Annotated in this window: 14 protein-coding genes and 1 pseudogene; 7 read left to right on the forward strand and 8 right to left on the reverse strand. The window is 74.9% G+C overall.

From position 1 onward, the window contains the following. Positions 1-130 precede the first annotated feature (130 nt). The 4 genes from LCD31_RS29580 to LCD31_RS15030 all read right to left on the reverse strand — a co-directional run bounded on the left by LCD31_RS29580 (position 131) and on the right by LCD31_RS15030 (position 4,511). A complete protein-coding gene (locus tag LCD31_RS29580; protein WP_224958842.1) occupies positions 131-1,246 on the reverse strand; it encodes an acyl-CoA dehydrogenase family protein in 1,116 nt (371 codons plus the stop codon). 229 nt (positions 1,247-1,475) lie between these two features. After that, positions 1,476-2,480, reverse strand: a complete 1,005-nt coding sequence (locus tag LCD31_RS15020) for an acyl-CoA dehydrogenase family protein (protein ID WP_224958843.1) — start codon at positions 2,478-2,480, stop codon at positions 1,476-1,478. After that, positions 2,477-3,637 (reverse strand): acyl-CoA dehydrogenase family protein, encoded by a 1,161-nt coding sequence (locus LCD31_RS15025; protein ID WP_224958844.1) that lies wholly within the window; start codon positions 3,635-3,637, stop codon positions 2,477-2,479. Before LCD31_RS15025 ends, LCD31_RS15020 begins: the two co-directional genes overlap by 4 nt. Positions 3,638-3,650: 13 nt before the next feature. After that, positions 3,651-4,511, reverse strand: a complete 861-nt coding sequence (locus LCD31_RS15030; RefSeq protein WP_224958845.1) for an enoyl-CoA hydratase — start codon at positions 4,509-4,511, stop codon at positions 3,651-3,653. A gap of 132 nt (positions 4,512-4,643) precedes the next feature. On the opposite strand from LCD31_RS15030, the gene LCD31_RS15035 reads away from it, so the two are divergent. From LCD31_RS15035 to LCD31_RS15045, 3 genes are read left to right on the forward strand one after another with little or no spacing between them, the layout of a single operon-like run. After that, on the forward strand, positions 4,644-5,825 hold the full coding sequence (locus LCD31_RS15035) for an acyl-CoA dehydrogenase family protein (RefSeq protein ID WP_224958846.1): 1,182 nt from the start codon (positions 4,644-4,646) through the stop codon (positions 5,823-5,825). Continuing rightward, on the forward strand, positions 5,822-6,601 hold the full coding sequence (locus tag LCD31_RS15040) for an SDR family oxidoreductase (RefSeq protein ID WP_224958847.1): 780 nt from the start codon (positions 5,822-5,824) through the stop codon (positions 6,599-6,601). Before LCD31_RS15035 ends, LCD31_RS15040 begins: the two co-directional genes overlap by 4 nt. A gap of 46 nt (positions 6,602-6,647) precedes the next feature. Beyond that, positions 6,648-7,271, forward strand: coding sequence for a TetR/AcrR family transcriptional regulator (locus LCD31_RS15045; protein ID WP_224958849.1), 624 nt, complete (start codon positions 6,648-6,650; stop codon positions 7,269-7,271). On the opposite strand, the gene LCD31_RS15050 is transcribed toward LCD31_RS15045, so the two are convergent. From LCD31_RS15050 to LCD31_RS15065, 4 genes are read right to left on the reverse strand one after another with little or no spacing between them, the layout of a single operon-like run. Next, complete coding sequence (locus LCD31_RS15050) at positions 7,252-8,310, reverse strand: nitronate monooxygenase family protein (RefSeq protein WP_224958874.1); 1,059 nt, start codon at positions 8,308-8,310, stop codon at positions 7,252-7,254. The genes LCD31_RS15045 and LCD31_RS15050 overlap by 20 nt on opposite strands. Positions 8,311-8,321: 11 nt before the next feature. Then, positions 8,322-9,068 (reverse strand): CoA-transferase subunit beta, encoded by a 747-nt coding sequence (locus LCD31_RS15055; protein ID WP_224958851.1) that lies wholly within the window; start codon positions 9,066-9,068, stop codon positions 8,322-8,324. Continuing rightward, on the reverse strand, positions 9,068-9,931 hold the full coding sequence (locus LCD31_RS15060; RefSeq protein ID WP_224958852.1) for a CoA transferase subunit A: 864 nt from the start codon (positions 9,929-9,931) through the stop codon (positions 9,068-9,070). Before LCD31_RS15060 ends, LCD31_RS15055 begins: the two co-directional genes overlap by 1 nt. Positions 9,932-9,936: 5 nt before the next feature. Then, positions 9,937-10,695 carry an enoyl-CoA hydratase family protein gene (locus tag LCD31_RS15065; protein ID WP_224958853.1) on the reverse strand — a complete coding sequence of 253 codons (759 nt, stop codon included), beginning with the start codon at positions 10,693-10,695 and terminating at the stop codon, positions 9,937-9,939. Positions 10,696-10,818: 123 nt separating this feature from the next. Here LCD31_RS15065 and LCD31_RS15070 point away from each other — a divergent pair, with 123 nt between their 5' ends. From LCD31_RS15070 to LCD31_RS15085, 4 genes and pseudogenes are all read left to right on the forward strand, one after another. Continuing rightward, positions 10,819-11,586, forward strand: coding sequence for an SDR family oxidoreductase (locus LCD31_RS15070; protein ID WP_224958854.1), 768 nt, complete (start codon positions 10,819-10,821; stop codon positions 11,584-11,586). A 30-nt stretch (positions 11,587-11,616) separates the two neighbouring features. Then, positions 11,617-12,525: an SDR family oxidoreductase gene (locus tag LCD31_RS15075; protein ID WP_224958855.1), complete on the forward strand. Its 909-nt coding sequence runs from the start codon at positions 11,617-11,619 to the stop codon at positions 12,523-12,525. A gap of 31 nt (positions 12,526-12,556) precedes the next feature. Further along, complete coding sequence (locus LCD31_RS15080) at positions 12,557-13,723, forward strand: acetyl-CoA C-acetyltransferase (RefSeq protein WP_224958856.1); 1,167 nt, start codon at positions 12,557-12,559, stop codon at positions 13,721-13,723. Between the two features lie 329 nt (positions 13,724-14,052). Then, positions 14,053-14,301: pseudogene (locus LCD31_RS15085) on the forward strand (MBL fold metallo-hydrolase); the annotation flags it as partial. Positions 14,302-14,492: the final 191 nt, after the last annotated feature.

Here is a 14,492-nt window from a genome sequence, read left to right on the forward strand (position 1 = left end):
GTCCCGGTGCCCACCACCGCCCCGCCCCTCCCGCTGCCTCCGCGGTGATGAGCTTGTCGGTGGCACCCGGGTGGCGCAACCCCGGCGGCTCCGCCGCTGGCAGGAGAACGGCACGACCTGCCGGGCGGGTTCACGGGCCCGCGATGCGGTGGTGGAGTGCTTCGAGGCGGCGGCGGTGGCTGCGGGGGGTGCCGAAGAGGTGCGCGGCGCCGTGGGCTCGTTTCAGGTGCAGGTGCGCCTCGTGCTCCCAGGTGATCCCGAGGCCGCCGTGCAGCTGGATGCCCTCGGCCGCCACGTCCTGGTAGGTCTCGCAGCACAGCGACTTGGCCATCGCCGCCCACGCGGACCCGCGCTCGTCGCGGGTGCCGGCCGCCCAGCTCGCCGCGTACGACAGCGAGCGCGCCGACTCCACCGCCACGTAGAGGTCGGCGAGCCGGTGCTTGATCGCCTGGAACGAGCCGATCGGCCTGCCGAACTGCACCCGGGTTTGCACGTAGCCGACGATCTCGCCGAGCCACCGGTCCGCGGCGCCCACGCACTCGGCCGCCAGCAGCACCGCCGCCGCGTCCCGGCAGCGCGCCAGCACCGGCCCGGCCGGCCCGATCGGCGCGGCCGGCGCCGCGGACAGCTCCAGCGCGCACATCGGCCGGGTCGGGTCCACGGCCGGGTGCGGCAGCACCGCTGCCGGCTCCGCCGCCACCTCGAACAGCGCGGGCCCGTCCGGGGCGGTCGCGACGACCAGGAACGCGTCCGCCCGCGCGCCGTCGAGCACGAAGCTCTTGCGCCCGTCCAGCCGCCACGTGCCCGCGTCGAGCCGCGCAGTGGTGGCGAATCCCGTGTCCTGCCACCAGTTCTCCGGTTCGGCCCACGCGAGCGCCACCAGCCGGTCGGCGGCGGCGATACCCGGCAGCAGCCGGCCGGCGGCCGCCGAGTCGCCCGCGGTCAGCAGCGCTTCGACGGCGAGCGCGGTGCCGCCGACGAACGGGGACGGCACGAGCCTGCGGCCCAGCTCCTCGGCGACGAGGCAGCTCTCGACGAGGGTGGCGCCGCTGCCGCCGTGCTCCTCGGGGACGGTGAGCCCGGCGGCGCCGATCTCCGCGCCGAGCCGCCGCCACAGCTCCGGGTCGTGCCCGAGCGGGGCGGGCGCCGGTGGCGGCGCGGGCACGTGCGGGCCGCCGTCCTGGTCCAGCAGGGCGCGGACGGTCAGCCGGAGGTCCTCCTGCTGCGCACTGAACGCGAAGTGCACTTTGTTGTTCCTTTCTCCGCTTTCGTTGTGTAGCACTGGGGTGGCGGAACCTCAGCGGTTCCCTCGCTGCGGGATCGATTTCCCAAGTGGCTCCGCCACGAGGGAAATCGCTGTCCTCGCGAGGGAACCGCTGAGAACCCGCGGGTGGTCGGCTTGCTCGGGTGGTCGCCGCTCAGCGGCTTCGCCGCTGACGGGAAACCGACAGGACGCCCCGTCTCGTGGCAGGAGTTCAACTGCGGGTTCCGATGTCGGCGGTGCTTCCGGCCGCTAGGGCGTCGGCGATGCGTCGGCGGTGCCAGGCGGGATCGCCCCAGGCGGCGCGCAGTGCGGTGGCCTTCAGCGTCCAGAGGTGCAGCGGGTGTTCGGCGGTGTAGCCGATCGCGCCGTGCACCTGCAGCGCGGTGCGCGCGGCCAGGTGCGCGGCCTCGGCCGCGGCGAGCTTCGCGGCCGACGTGTCGCGCGCCGTGTGCCCCGCACCGGCGTCCAGTGACAGGCACGCCCCGTGCAGCAGCGGCCGGGCGAACTCCAGCCGCAGCGCCACGTCCGCCAGGTGGTGCTTGACGGCCTGGAAGCTCCCCACGGGCCTGCCGAACTGGTGGCGGTCCCGCACGTGCCGCACCGAGTCGTCCAGCAACCGCCGCCCCGCACCCAGCAGCTGCGCCGCGCACCCCAGCACCCCGGCGTCGAACGCGGCGGCCGGACGCGCCCCGGCCACCGCGGTGCCGGCCGCCCCGAGCGCCCACAGCCGCCGCACCGGATCGACCGACCGCTCCGGCGCACCGACCGGGTCCGCGCGGAGCACCCGCGTCCCGGCGCAGCGGTAGGTGGCCGCGGCCACGTCGGCGTCCAGCGCGCGCGGCACGAGCTCGTCGAACGCGACCGCCAGCACCGCCCGCCCCGCGGCGAGCTCCGGCAGCCGGTGCTGATCGGCGCTGCCCGCCAGCAGCGCGGGTGCGACCGCGACGGTCTCCACCACCGGCCCGGGCAGCCCCGCGTACCCGAACTCCTCCAGGCACACCGCGGTCTCCACCGCACCCAGCCCGAGCCCGCCGAACTCGCCGGGCACCGCGACCCCGCACGCGCCCAGTTCGCCCAGCCGCCCCCAGCAGCGCCACCACGGCGCCGCGTCCCCGTCCGACCAGGCCCGTGCCAGCGCGGTTCCGCCGACATCGGCCAGCAGTGCGCGCAACGACTCGGCCATGTCCTCCTGCGCGGTGGTGCGGGTGAACCTCATCGCGGCTCCCGGGGCAGGCCGAGCAGCCGCTCGGCGACGACATTGCGCTGGATCTCGTTGGTGCCCGCGTAGATCGGCCCGGCCAGCGCGAACAGGTGCCCCTCGGCCCAGGCACCGCCGTCCGGTGCGGCCGGGGAATCGGCGGCGAGCTCCCCGTCCGGGCCGAGCAGGTCCAGCGCCGTCTCGTGCAGCGCGATGTCCAGCTCGGACCAGAACAGCTTGGTGAGGCTCGCCTCCGCGCCGATCCGCGCGCCGCCCAGCACCTTCGTCACCGCCTCGAAGGTCGCCAGCCGGTAGGCCTGCGCGCCGAGCCACGCGGACACCACCCCGTCCCGCGCATCCCGGTCCGCACCGCGCTCCCGCCACACCCGCACCAGCCGCCGGGCCGCCGCCAGGAACCGGCCGGGGCTGCGCAGCGACAGGCCGCGTTCGCTGCTCGCGGTGCTCATCGCCACCCGCCAGCCCTCGCCGACACCGCCGAGCACGTCCTCGTCCGGCACGAACACCTCGTCCAGGAAGATCTCCGCGAACGCGGGCTTCCCGTCCAGCCGGGGGATCGGGCGCACCACGACGCCTTCGGCGTCCAGCGGGAACAGGAAGTAGGTGAGCCCGCGGTGCCGCTGCGCGTCCGGGTCGCTGCGGAACAGCCCGAACGCGCGGTCGGCGAACGCGGCCCGCGAACTCCACGTCTTCTGCCCGGACAACCGCCAGCCGCCCGGCACCCGGTGGGCCCGGCTGCGGATTCCGGCGAGGTCGCTGCCCGCCTCGGGTTCGGACCAGGCCTGCGCCCAGACCTCCTCCCCGGACGCCATCCGGGGCAGGTAGCGCTCGCGCTGCCGCGGCGTGCCGTGCTCGAACATCGTCGGCGCCAGCAGGAAGATCCCGTTCTGCCCGACCCGGCCCGGCGCCCCGGCCGCGTGGTACTCCTCCTCGAACAGCAGCCAGCGCACCAGGGACGCGTCGCGGCCGCCGAACTCCACCGGCCAGGACACCACCGACAGCCGCGCCGCGTGCAGGGCGCGCTCCCACTCGCGGTGCGCGGCGAAACCGCGCTCGGTCTCCAGCGACGGCAGCGGTTCCGGGGGCAGGTTGGCCGCGAGCCACGCCCGCACCTCGTCGCGGAACGCCAGGTCCTCGGCTGCGAACGTCAGATCCACCGCGCCCTCCGGTTCAGCGGGGCGGGTCGTCGTCGGCGGCCCGCTTCATGCCCTTCGCGTCCATGCCGGCCAGCGAGTCGCCGCCGACCTCGGCGTTGTGCGCGTGCGCCAAGTGGTGCAACCCGAACGCCGAATCGAGGCCGCTGTGCCTGCCCATCAGGTCCTCGGCCTGGTTGACGGCCTTCTTCGCCAGCGCCAGCCCGAACCGGGGCATCGCCGCCACCTCGGCGGCCAGCGCCAGCGAGGTCTCGGCGAGCCGGTCGCGGGGCACCACCTCGGTGACCATGCCGATCTCGTGCGCCCGCCGCGCGCTCAACCGCCTGCCGGTGAACAGCAGCTCCTTCGCCACCCGCGGCCCCAGCACCCACGGGTGCACGAAGTACTCGACGCCCGGAATCCCCATCCGCACCACCGGATCGGCGAAGAACGCGTCCTCGGCGGCCACGATCAGGTCGCACACCCACGCCAGCATCAGCCCGCCCGCGACGCACGCGCCCTGCACGCTCGCGACCACCGGTTTCGGCATCTCCCGCCAGCGGCGGCACATGCCCAGGTACACCTCCTGCTCGCGGGCGAAGCGGGACTCCCCGCCGGACCGGCCGACGTGGCCCCACCACAGCCCGGCGCGGCGTTCGAAGTCCACGTCCGCGTCCCGGCCGGGGGAGCCGATGTCGTGGCCCGCCGAGAAGTGCTCGCCCGCCCCGGCCAGCACGATCACCCCGACCTCGTCGTCGGCGCAGGCCCGGTAGAACGCGTCGTCGAGCGCGTAGGTCATCGCGGAGTTCTGCGCGTTGCGGTACCGCGGCCGGTTCATCGTCACCACGGCGGTCCGCTCGACCCGTTCGTAGCGCACCACCGGTTCGTCGTCGGCCATCGTCTGCTCCTCGTCGCGGGAGTCGCCCGGCCACCCGAGGCTAGCCGACACTAGCAAGTGCTTGGTAGGGGTTGATTTTCCCGGGCACTGCTGGAGAATCCGAATCGCGACCCGGTGGAAGGCGGTGCTCGGATGGACCTCACCGACAGCCCGGCCGAAGCGGCGTTCCGCCGCGAGGTCCGCGACTGGCTCGGCGACCACCTCACCGGCGAGTTCGCCGACGCCCGCGGGCTCGGCGGCCCGGGAAGCGAGCACGAGGCGTTCGAGGTCCGGCTGGCCTGGGACCGGCTGCTCGCCGACGGCGGCTGGACCTGCCTGGGCTGGCCGGTGGAGCACGGCGGCCGCGGCGCCTCCACCGCGCAGCAGGTGATCTTCCACGAGGAGTACGCGCGGGCCGCGGCACCGGTGCGCGTCGGCCACGTCGGCGAGGAACTGCTCGGGCCCACGCTGATCGCCTTCGGCACCGAGCAGCAGCGCCGCCGGTTCCTGCCGGAGATCGTGGCGGTCCGCGAGCTGTGGTGCCAGGGCTACTCGGAACCCTCGGCCGGTTCCGACCTGGCGAACGTGTCCACCCGGGCGCGGCGCGACGGGCCGGACTGGGTGATCGACGGGCAGAAGACGTGGACCTCGCTGGCGCACCAGGCGGACTGGTGCTTCCTGCTCGCCCGCACCGGGCCGCCGGGGCAGCGCCACCGCGGGCTGTCCTGCCTGCTGCTGCCGATGGACCGGCCGGGCGTCGAGGTGCGGCCCATCGTGCAGCTCACCGGCACCTCCGAGTTCAACGAGGTGTTCTTCGACGGCGCCCGCACCGCCGCCGAGCACGTCGTCGGCGAGGTCGGCGACGGCTGGCGGGTCGCCATGGGCACCCTCGGCTTCGAACGCGGCGTCGGCACCATCGACCAGCAGGTGGTGTTCCGGCGCGAACTGGAACGCATCACCGACCTCGCCCGCCGCAACGGGGCGATGGACGACCCCGTGCTGCGCGACAAGATCACCCGGGCGTGGATCGGGCTGGAGGTCATGCGGTTCACCGCGCTGCGCACCCTCACCGGCGTCGCCGAGGGCACGGCCGGGCCGGAGGCCTCCATCGCGAAGCTGCACTGGGCGACCTTCCACCGCGGCCTCGGCGAACTGGCCGTGGAGGTCGCGGGAGCCTGCGGGCTGGTCGCCGCCGGAGCGCCCTACGAGCTCGACGAGGGGCAGCGGCTGTTCCTGTTCTCCCGCGCCGACACGATCTACGGCGGCTCCAACGAGATCCAGCGCACCATCATCGCCGAGCGGGTGCTCGGCCTGCCGAAGGAGGCCCGGCCGTGACCGCTCCCGCCGAACCCGCCCCGCACGCGCTGCTGACCGGCCGGACCGCGCTCGTCACCGCCGCCGCGGGAACGGGGATCGGCGCGGCCACCGCCCGCCGGATGCTGCGCGAAGGCGCCCGGGTCGTGCTCAGCGACCGGCACGAACGGCGGCTGGAGGCCACCCGCGCCGAACTCGCCGAGCTGCCGGGCGCGCAGGTGCTCGCCGTGCCCTGCGACGTCACCGACGAACAGCAGGTGGCGGACCTGTTCGCCGCCGCCACCGCCGAGTTCGGCCGGCTGGACGTGGTCGTCAACAACGCCGGGCTCGGCGGCACGGCCGCGATCCAGGACATGACCGACGAGCAGTGGGACGGCGTCCTCGACGTCACCCTCAACGGCACGTTCCGCTGCACCCGCGCCGCGATCCGGCACTTCCGGGACGCCGGCGGCGGGGGAGTGGTGGTGAACAACGCCTCGGTGGTCGGCTGGCGCGCGCAGGCCGGGCAGGCGCACTACGCGGCCGCGAAGGCCGGGGTGATGGCGTTGACCCGGTGCGCCGCCCTCGACGCCGCCGAGTTCGGCGTCCGGGTCAACGCGGTGGCGCCGAGCCTGGTGCTGCACCCGCACCTGGCGAAGGTCACCTCCGCGCCGCTGCTCGCGGAACTCGAATCCCGCGAGGCGTTCGGCCGCTCCGCCGAGCCCTGGGAGGTCGCGAACACCATCGTGTTCCTCGCCTCCGACTACGCCACCTACCTGACCGGAGAGGTCCTCTCGGTCAGCAGCCAGCACCCCTGAGACCCGGCGAACGAGCACCGCCCCGGGGTGGTGAGAGGATGGTGGGATGGTGGGAAGCAAGCGCTCGACCGGGGACGTGGCGGCGACCGGGTCGCGGCGGCGGGCGGAACTGCTCGCGATCGCCGCCGACCTGTTCGCGCGGCGCGGCTTCGTGGTCACCACCGTCCGCGAGATCGCCGAGGCCGCCGGCATCCTGTCCGGCAGCCTCTACCACCACTTCGACTCCAAGGAGTCGATGGTCGACGAGATCCTCCGCGAATTCCTCGGCTACCAGCAGGAGCTCTACGCCGAGGTGCTGCGCGAGGACCACGACCCGCGGACCACCATCACCGAGCTGGTGCGGCGCTCGTTCCAGGCGATGGACCGGTACCGCTCGGCGGTGACGATCTACCAGAACGAGGCGAAGCACCTGGCGCAGTTCGACCGCTTCGCCTACCTGCGCCGGGCGGGCAACGACTTCGAGCGCACCTGGACCAAGGTGCTGCAGCAGGGGCAGCGGGACGGCGTGTTCCGCGACGACCTGCACGTCAAGATCGCCTACCGGTTCATCCGGGACACGGTGTGGACCACGGTGCACTGGTACAACCCGCGCGGCAGGCTGAACGCCCAGGTGATCGCCGACCAGCACGTGACGCTGCTGTGCGAGGGGATCATGGCGCCGCAGGCGTGACCCGCGCGGCGGTCTCGCCGAGCACGCGGGTGGCGTCCGCGACGATCCGCGCCACCAGCTCCGCGCAGCCGGGCAGCTCGTCGAGCGCGCCGACCACCTGCCCGGCGGGCAGCACCCCGGCCTCGGTGTCGCCGCGCACCAGTCCCGCCTCGATCAGCGCGGGCGTGTTGGCGGCCAGCAGCACCGCGCTCCACGGCATCTCGCGGCGGCGCCGCATCGACCGGCCTTCGGCGAGCAGCGCGCGCCAGGTCAGCCCGCTGCTCGCCTTGAACGCCGCCGCCCGCCGCAACGCGCCGGGCAGCCGCCGCCACCGGGATTCGGCGGTGTCGGTGAGCGCGCTGCGCAGCATCCGGTGCGGCATCCCGTCCACCCGCGCGGTCACCAGCGCTTCGTGCGCGCCCGCGGCGAGGTAGCGCCGCTTCACCTCGTCCGGCACCGGGCTGTCGCGGGTGAGCAGGAACCGGGTGCCCATGCCGATCCCGGCCGCGCCGTAGCAGAGCGCGGCGGCCAGCCCGCGCCCGTCGAAGAACCCGCCTGCGGCGATCACCGGCAGGTCCACCGCGTCGAGCACCTGCGGCAGCAGCACGGTGGTGGCGACCGGGCCGGTGTGCCCGCCGCCCTCGCCGCCCTGCACCAGCACCGCGTCCGCGCCCCACGCCGCGACCTTCTCGGCGTGCCTGCGCGCCCCGACGGAGGGGATCACCACGATGCCCGCGTCCTTGAGCTTGCCGACGAGCCGTTCGGCGGGCAGCAGCGCGAACGAGGCGACCGGTACCCGTTCGCGGATGAGCAGGTCCACCCGCTGCTCGGCGTCGGCGGCATCGGCGCGCAGGTTCACCCCGAACGGCCGGTCGGTGCGCTCCCGCACCTCGCGGATCGAGGCCGCCAGCCGCTCGCGGCTCATCGTGGCGGAGGCGAGGATGCCGAGCGCCCCCGCCTCCGCGGTCGCCGACACGAGCCGCGGGCCCGCGACCCAGCCCATCCCGGTCTGCACGATCGGGTGGCGCACCCCGGTCAACCGGCACAGCGCGGTGTCCAGCCGCGGCGCGCTCACGCGGGCACCTCCCGGTGCCGCAGCCCGTCCGGGTCCAGCCTGCCGCGGATCAGCTCCAGCTCCTCGGCCGACGGCAGCCGGGTCTCGGCGACCGCCGAGGTGTCCAGCTCGAACCCGGTGCGCTGCCGCACCTCCCGCACGGTCACGCCCGGGTGCACCGAGCGCAGCCGCATCGTCCGGTCCGGCCCGGCGAAGTCGAGCACCGCGAGGTCGGTGACCACCACCCGCACGTCGTGGAACCGGCCGGCGGCACCGGTGGCCCGGTCGTGCCCGACACCGCAGACCAGGTCGACGCGTTCCACGAAGGTCCGCTCGCCGTGCTTCGGCACCCAGTAGTTCGTGACGTGGTTGACGCTGTTGCCCGGCGCCCCGCGCACCCCGATCAGCTGCACCTTCGGCCGCTCCCACGGCCCGATCCGGGAGATGTTCTGGTTGCCGTACCGGTCGATCTGGGTGGCGCCCATCATCACCCGCCTGCGCCCGCCCGCGAGCAGGTCGAGGACCCGGCGGTACGGCATCCAGCCCTCGGCGGTGGCCGCCTCGGATTCGCGGCCCAGCGGGGGCGGTTCGGCCAGCAGCACCGCCTCCCCGTCGGTGAGCAGCAGGTCCGGTGCCGTGGTCAGCCGGGCCAGCCGGGCGCCGAGCGCGGGGATCAGCCCGAACGGGGAGGCCAGCACCTCCCCGGCGTCGTGCCAGCTGTCGGCGCAGGCCGCGGCGCACACCTCCGCCCTGGTCGCGTCCATCACCCGTTCACCTCCCGCGCCGCGTCCACCGCGGCCTGGTAGGACCGTTCGTCCCCGGCGAGGAACTCGTCGTGGAACGCCTGCCAGCTCGCCGCGTCGGCGGCGGCCGCGGCGTAGCGGCGCTGGAACGCCTCGTCCCGCTCGTGGTCCGGGGCGCAGGAGGTGAAGTGCGCGCCGCGCGGGGTCTCCGCGACCGCGTCCACGTGGGTGCGGTCCAGCAGCAGCGACTGCACCGGCCCGCCTCGCAGCAGCTCCTCGGTCGGCACCACCCGCTCGCAGCTGAGGTAGCCGTGGTCGGCGGCGGCGCACATCAGGTCGTCGAAGTACGGGTCGGGCCCGAGGTACTGGGCGTTGCCGTGCCGGTCGGCGCGGTTGAGGTGCACCAGCGCCGCGTCCAGCCGCAGCGCGGGCATCGCCAGCAGCTCCTCGCCGTCCGGGTAGGGGGAGCGCACGGTGCGCAGCTCCGGGTCGAGCGCGGGCACGTCGGAGCCGAGCCCGGCGCGGGTCGGCAGGAACGGCAGCCGCGCGGCCGCGGCGCGCAGGCCCGCCAGCACCATGCCCTCGTCGTACTCGGCGACCGCGAGCTCCCCGCGCTGGCGCGCCGCCCGGAAGTGCGGGTCCAGCGGGATCGAGTCCAACGACACGAACCCGTGCACCACCTTCCGCAGCCTGCCCGCGGCGGCCAGCAGTCCGACGTCCGGGCCGCCGTAGGAGACCAGCGTCAGATCGCGCACCTCGGTGCGCAGGATCGCCCGCACCAGCGCCATCGGCTTGCGCCGGGAACCCCAGCCGCCGATGCCGATGGTCATCCCGCTGCGCAGCCGCCCCGCGATCTCGTCGGGGCTCACCAGCTTGTCCCGCACCGCCCTCACCCTCCCCGCCGGGAGTCGCCGTGCACGAACTCCTCCCGGGCTCGGTCGGACACCCCGCTGAGGTTGAGCTCGAAGGTGAACCCCTGCTCGAACCGGTAGCTGCGGTGCACGTCCACCGGGTCGATGCCGTTGAGCGATTCCTTGGCCTTGCGGATGACCAGCGGGTCCTTCGCGGCGATCTCGCCGGCGAGTTCCAGCGCCGCCGCGGGCAGCCGCGCGGGTTCGACGACGTCCCACACCGAGCCGAAGTCGGCGAGCTGCCGCGCCGTGGCGGTGCGCCCGGTGTAGAACATGGCGCGCGCGAAGTGCGGCGGCACCAGCCGGGACAGGTGGGTGGCGGCGCCGAGCGCGCCCCGGTCCACCTCCGGCAGCCCGAAGTAGGCGTCCTCGCTCGCCAGCACGACGTCCGAGTTGCCGACCAGCCCGATGCCGCCGCCCAGGCAGAACCCGTGCACGGCGCTGATCACCGGTACCGGGCACTCGTAGACCTCGCGGAAGGCCTCGTAGCAGCCGCGGTTGACCTCGATCAGCTTGCCGTGCCCGGGGTCGGCGGCGAGTTCCTTGATGTCCACGCCCGCGTTGAACCCGCGGCCTTCGGCCCGCAGCACGAGCACCCGGACGCCGGGATCGGCGCCCTGAGCGCGGACGGCTTCGGCGAGGTCGAGCCAGCCCCGCGCGGGGAGGGCGTTCACCGGTGGGTGGTCGACGGTCAGCACCGCGATTCCGTTGTCGTGGCGGTGGATCCGGACTGTCATGGCATCACCGAACCTAGCACTTGTTAGGTTGTTGCTGGTACGGTAGCAACCGCCGCGAAGTCCTCGCCAGAGGCGGAGCGGAACCGGATTTCCCAGCAGCGGCAACGAATTCCGGAGGCGTCCATGAGCGTCGAGATCGACCTGTCCGGCCGGGTCGCGCTGGTGACCGGCGGAACCCGCGGCATCGGCGCGGGCATCGCGGCCGTGCTGCGGCGGGCGGGCGCGCGGGTGTGGGTCTGTTCCCGGAACCCACCGGAGGCGCCACCGGAGGCCGAGTTCCGGGCGGCCGACGTGCGCGACCCGGACCAGGTGGACGAGCTGATCGCGGCGATCGTGCGCGCGGAGGGCCGGCTCGACGTGCTGGTGAACAACGCCGGTGGCGCGCCGCCCGCGGACACCGCCACCGCCTCGCCGCGGTTCCACGCGAAGGTCGTCGAGCTGAACCTGCTGGCACCGCTGCTGGTCAGCCAGCGGGCGTGGCCGGCTCTGCGGGAGACCGGCGGCTCCATCACCATGATCAGCAGCGTGGCGGCACGGCGGCCCGCGCCCACCATCGCCGCCTACGCGGCCGCGAAGGCCGGGCTGGAGAACCTGACCCGCACGCTCGCGCTGGAGTTCGCGCCCGCGGTGCGGGTGAACGCGGTCGCGGTGGGCGTGGCGAGCACCGAGAACTTCGCCGAGCACTTCGGCGTCCCGGCGGGCGATTCCGGCTTCGCGGCGGGGATTCCGCTGGGCCGCCCGGCGGAACCGGAGGAGGTCGGCGCGCTGTGCGCGTTCCTCGCCTCACCGCTGGCCGGCTACCTGACCGGGGACGTGCTGTCCGTGCACGGCGGCGGTGAGCCGCACCCGAACCTGGCGCGGCTGGCCGAGCGGTTCCAGGCGCCGGGCTGATCGGCGCCCGACGACGAGCAGGAGGTGGCCGTGACGGGAATCTGCGCGGGCAGGGTGGTCGTGGTGACCGGTGCGGCGCGCGGCCTCGGCCGCGCCCACGCGCTGGAGTTCGCCCGCCAGGGCGCGTCGGTGGTGGTCAACGACATCGGAGTCGGCCTCGACGGCGGTGGTGGGGACGCCGCGGCCGCCGACGCGGTCGTCGCGGAGATCCGCGCCGCCGGAGGCGAGGCCGTCGCCGACGGGTCCGACGTGGCCGACTGGGCGCAGGCCGAGCGGCTGGTGGCGCGCGCGGTGGCGACCTTCGGGCGGCTGGACGTGCTGGTGAACAACGCGGGCTTCGTGCGGGACCGGATGCTGGTGAACCTCGCCGAGCAGGAGTGGGACGAGGTGCTGCGCGTCCACCTCAAGGGCCACGCGGCGACGATGCGGCACGCGGCCGCGCACTGGCGGGACCGCGCGAAGGCGGGGGAGCGGGTGGACGCGCGCATCGTGAACACCTGCTCCGGCGCGGGCCTGCTCGGCAGCGTCGGGCAGGGCAACTACGCGGCGGCGAAGGCGGGCATCGCCGCGCTGACGGTGAACGCCGCCGCCGAGCTCGGCCGCTACGGCGTCACCGCGAACGCGATCGCCCCGGCGGCGCGCACCCGGATGACCGAGCAGGTGTTCGCCGCCGACATGGCCCGCCCGGACGGGGGAGGTTTCGACGCGATGGCGCCGGAGAACGTCTCCCCGCTGGTGGTGTGGCTCGGCAGCGCCGAATCGGCCGCCGTCACCGGACGCGTCTTCGAGGTGCAGGGCGGCGAGGTGCGGCTGATGACCGGCTGGCGCCACGGCGCCGGCGACGACGCGGGCCGCCGCCGCGATCCGGCGGAACTCGGCGCGGTGGTGCACGACCTGCTGCGCCGCGACCCCGAACCGGAACCGGTCTACGGGGCGTGAATCCGAACAGGGCCGCAACGACGGGAGCGAGATGACCGAGGCGTACATCGTCGACGCGCTGCGGACCCCGGTGGGCAAGCGCGGCGGCGGGCTCAGCGGGGTGCACCCGGCGGACCTGTCCGCGCACGTGCTGCAGGCGCTGGTGCGGCGCACCGGTGCCGACCCCGGCGAAGTGGACGACGTGGTGTGGGGCTGCGTGGACGCGGTCGGCGCGCAGGCGGGCAACATCGCCCGCACCGGCTGGCTCGCCGCCGGCTTCCCGGAGCACGTGCCGGGCGTGACGATCGACCGGCAGTGCGGTTCCTCGCAGCAGGCGGTGCACTTCGCGGCGCAGGCGGTGCTCAGCGGCACCGCGGACGTGGTCGTCGCGGGCGGGGTGGCGAACATGAGCGCCATCCCGATCGGCAGCGCGCTGCGCGCCGCGGACGGCCTGGACTTCCCGGTGGCCTACGGACCGGACTCGGGTTCGCACGGCTGGCAGCGGCGCTACGGCGACGCCGAGGTGACCCAGTTCCAGGGCGCCGAGCTCATCGCGCGGCACTGGGGCGTCTCGCGCGCCGACATGGAGGAGTTCGCGCTGCGCAGCCACCGCCGTGCGATCGCCGCGATCGACGAGGGCCGCTTCGACGCCGAGCTGGTGCCGGTCGCCGGGGTGGAGCGGGACGAGGGGCCGCGCCGCGACACCGGGCCGGAGAAGCTGGCCGCGCTCCGGCCGCTGCGGCCGGACGGGCTGCTCACCGCCGGGGTGTCCAGCCAGCTCTCCGACGGCGCCTCGGCGCTGCTGGTGGCCTCGGAGCGGGCGGTGGCCGCGCACGGCTGGCGCCCGCGGGCCCGCGTCCACCACCTGAGCGTGCGCGGCGACGACCCGGTGCTGATGCTGTCCGCGCCGATCGAGGCCACCCGGCACGCGCTGCGGAAGGCGGGGCTGTCCGCGTCCGACCTGGACGTGGTGGAGATCAACGAGGCGTTCGCGAGCGTGGTGCTGGCCTGGCAGCGGGAGATCGACGTGGATCCGGCGAAGGTCAACCCGAATGGCGGCGCGATCGCGCTCGGGCATCCGCTGGGCGCGACCGGGACGAAGCTGATGGCGACGATGCTGGGCGAGCTGGAGCGCACCGGCGGCCGCTACGGCCTGCAGACGATGTGCGAGGGAGGCGGCACCGCGAACGTCACCGTCCTCGAACGGCTCGGCGACTAGCGCGGCCGGGGCCACGTGGCGCGGATCACCGATCGGATGTCAGGATTCCTGCTCGGCGGAGCCATCGCTGGTCGGCCGGGTGCGGGCGGGGCCGCGCGCCCGGCCGGAGGGCGTTGCGCCGGTCCGGACCGTGCTCCGGAGCCCGCCCGGGAGGTGTGTTCTAGACCGCACGTGACCTTCTGAGGACATTTCACGTTTACCTTGCCAGGGGCGAGGTCGTCATCCGGGAGGTTCGGTTGGTGGAAGTGGACGTGGCGCGCGGGCGGCACGAGTGGATCGAACCCGGGGCGTTCGAGGTCGCGCCCGGGGTGCACCGGATCCCGCTGCCCATGCCCGGCGACGGGCTGCGCGCGGTCAACGTCTACGCCCTGGAGGACGGCGACGGGCTGGCGCTCGTCGACGCCGGGTGGGCGCTGCCGGAGGCCCGCGAAGCGCTGGAGCGCGGCCTCGGGCTGCTGGAGCGCGGGATCGGCGACGTGCGCCGGTTCCTGGTCACCCACCTGCACCGGGACCACTACACCCTCGCGGTGCGGCTGCGCGCCGAGACCGGCGCCACCATCGCCCTCGGCGCGGGCGAACGCCCCTCGCTGGAGGCGCTGCTGGACGGCACCGCGGACCGGCAGCTCGGCAAGCTGGAACGCGCCGGTGGCGGCGCGCGCGGCGGGGGGGGGGGGGGCGGGGGCGGGGGGGGGGGGGGGGGGGGGGGGGGGGGCGGCCCCCCCCGCCGGATAGTCCACCCACTCGTGGCACCACCCGGTCTCCTATCGTG

Origin of the sequence: Saccharopolyspora sp. 6M (assembly GCF_020176775.1) — a bacterium.
Taxonomy (GTDB): domain Bacteria; phylum Actinomycetota; class Actinomycetes; order Mycobacteriales; family Pseudonocardiaceae; genus Saccharopolyspora_C; species Saccharopolyspora_C gregorii.

Coding starts and splice junctions, on each gene's coding strand:
- LCD31_RS15080 (WP_224958856.1), top strand. CDS start 12,557: ATGACCGAGGCGTACATCGTCGACGCGCTGCGGACCCCGGTGGGCAAG.
- LCD31_RS15055 (WP_224958851.1), bottom strand. CDS start 9,068: ATGGACGCGACCAGGGCGGAGGTGTGCGCCGCGGCCTGCGCCGACAGC.
- LCD31_RS15020 (WP_224958843.1), bottom strand. CDS start 2,480: ATGAGGTTCACCCGCACCACCGCGCAGGAGGACATGGCCGAGTCGTTG.
- LCD31_RS15030 (WP_224958845.1), bottom strand. CDS start 4,511: ATGGCCGACGACGAACCGGTGGTGCGCTACGAACGGGTCGAGCGGACC.
- LCD31_RS15035 (WP_224958846.1), top strand. CDS start 4,644: ATGGACCTCACCGACAGCCCGGCCGAAGCGGCGTTCCGCCGCGAGGTC.
- LCD31_RS15045 (WP_224958849.1), top strand. CDS start 6,648: ATGGTGGGAAGCAAGCGCTCGACCGGGGACGTGGCGGCGACCGGGTCG.
- LCD31_RS15065 (WP_224958853.1), bottom strand. CDS start 10,695: ATGACAGTCCGGATCCACCGCCACGACAACGGAATCGCGGTGCTGACC.
- LCD31_RS15070 (WP_224958854.1), top strand. CDS start 10,819: ATGAGCGTCGAGATCGACCTGTCCGGCCGGGTCGCGCTGGTGACCGGC.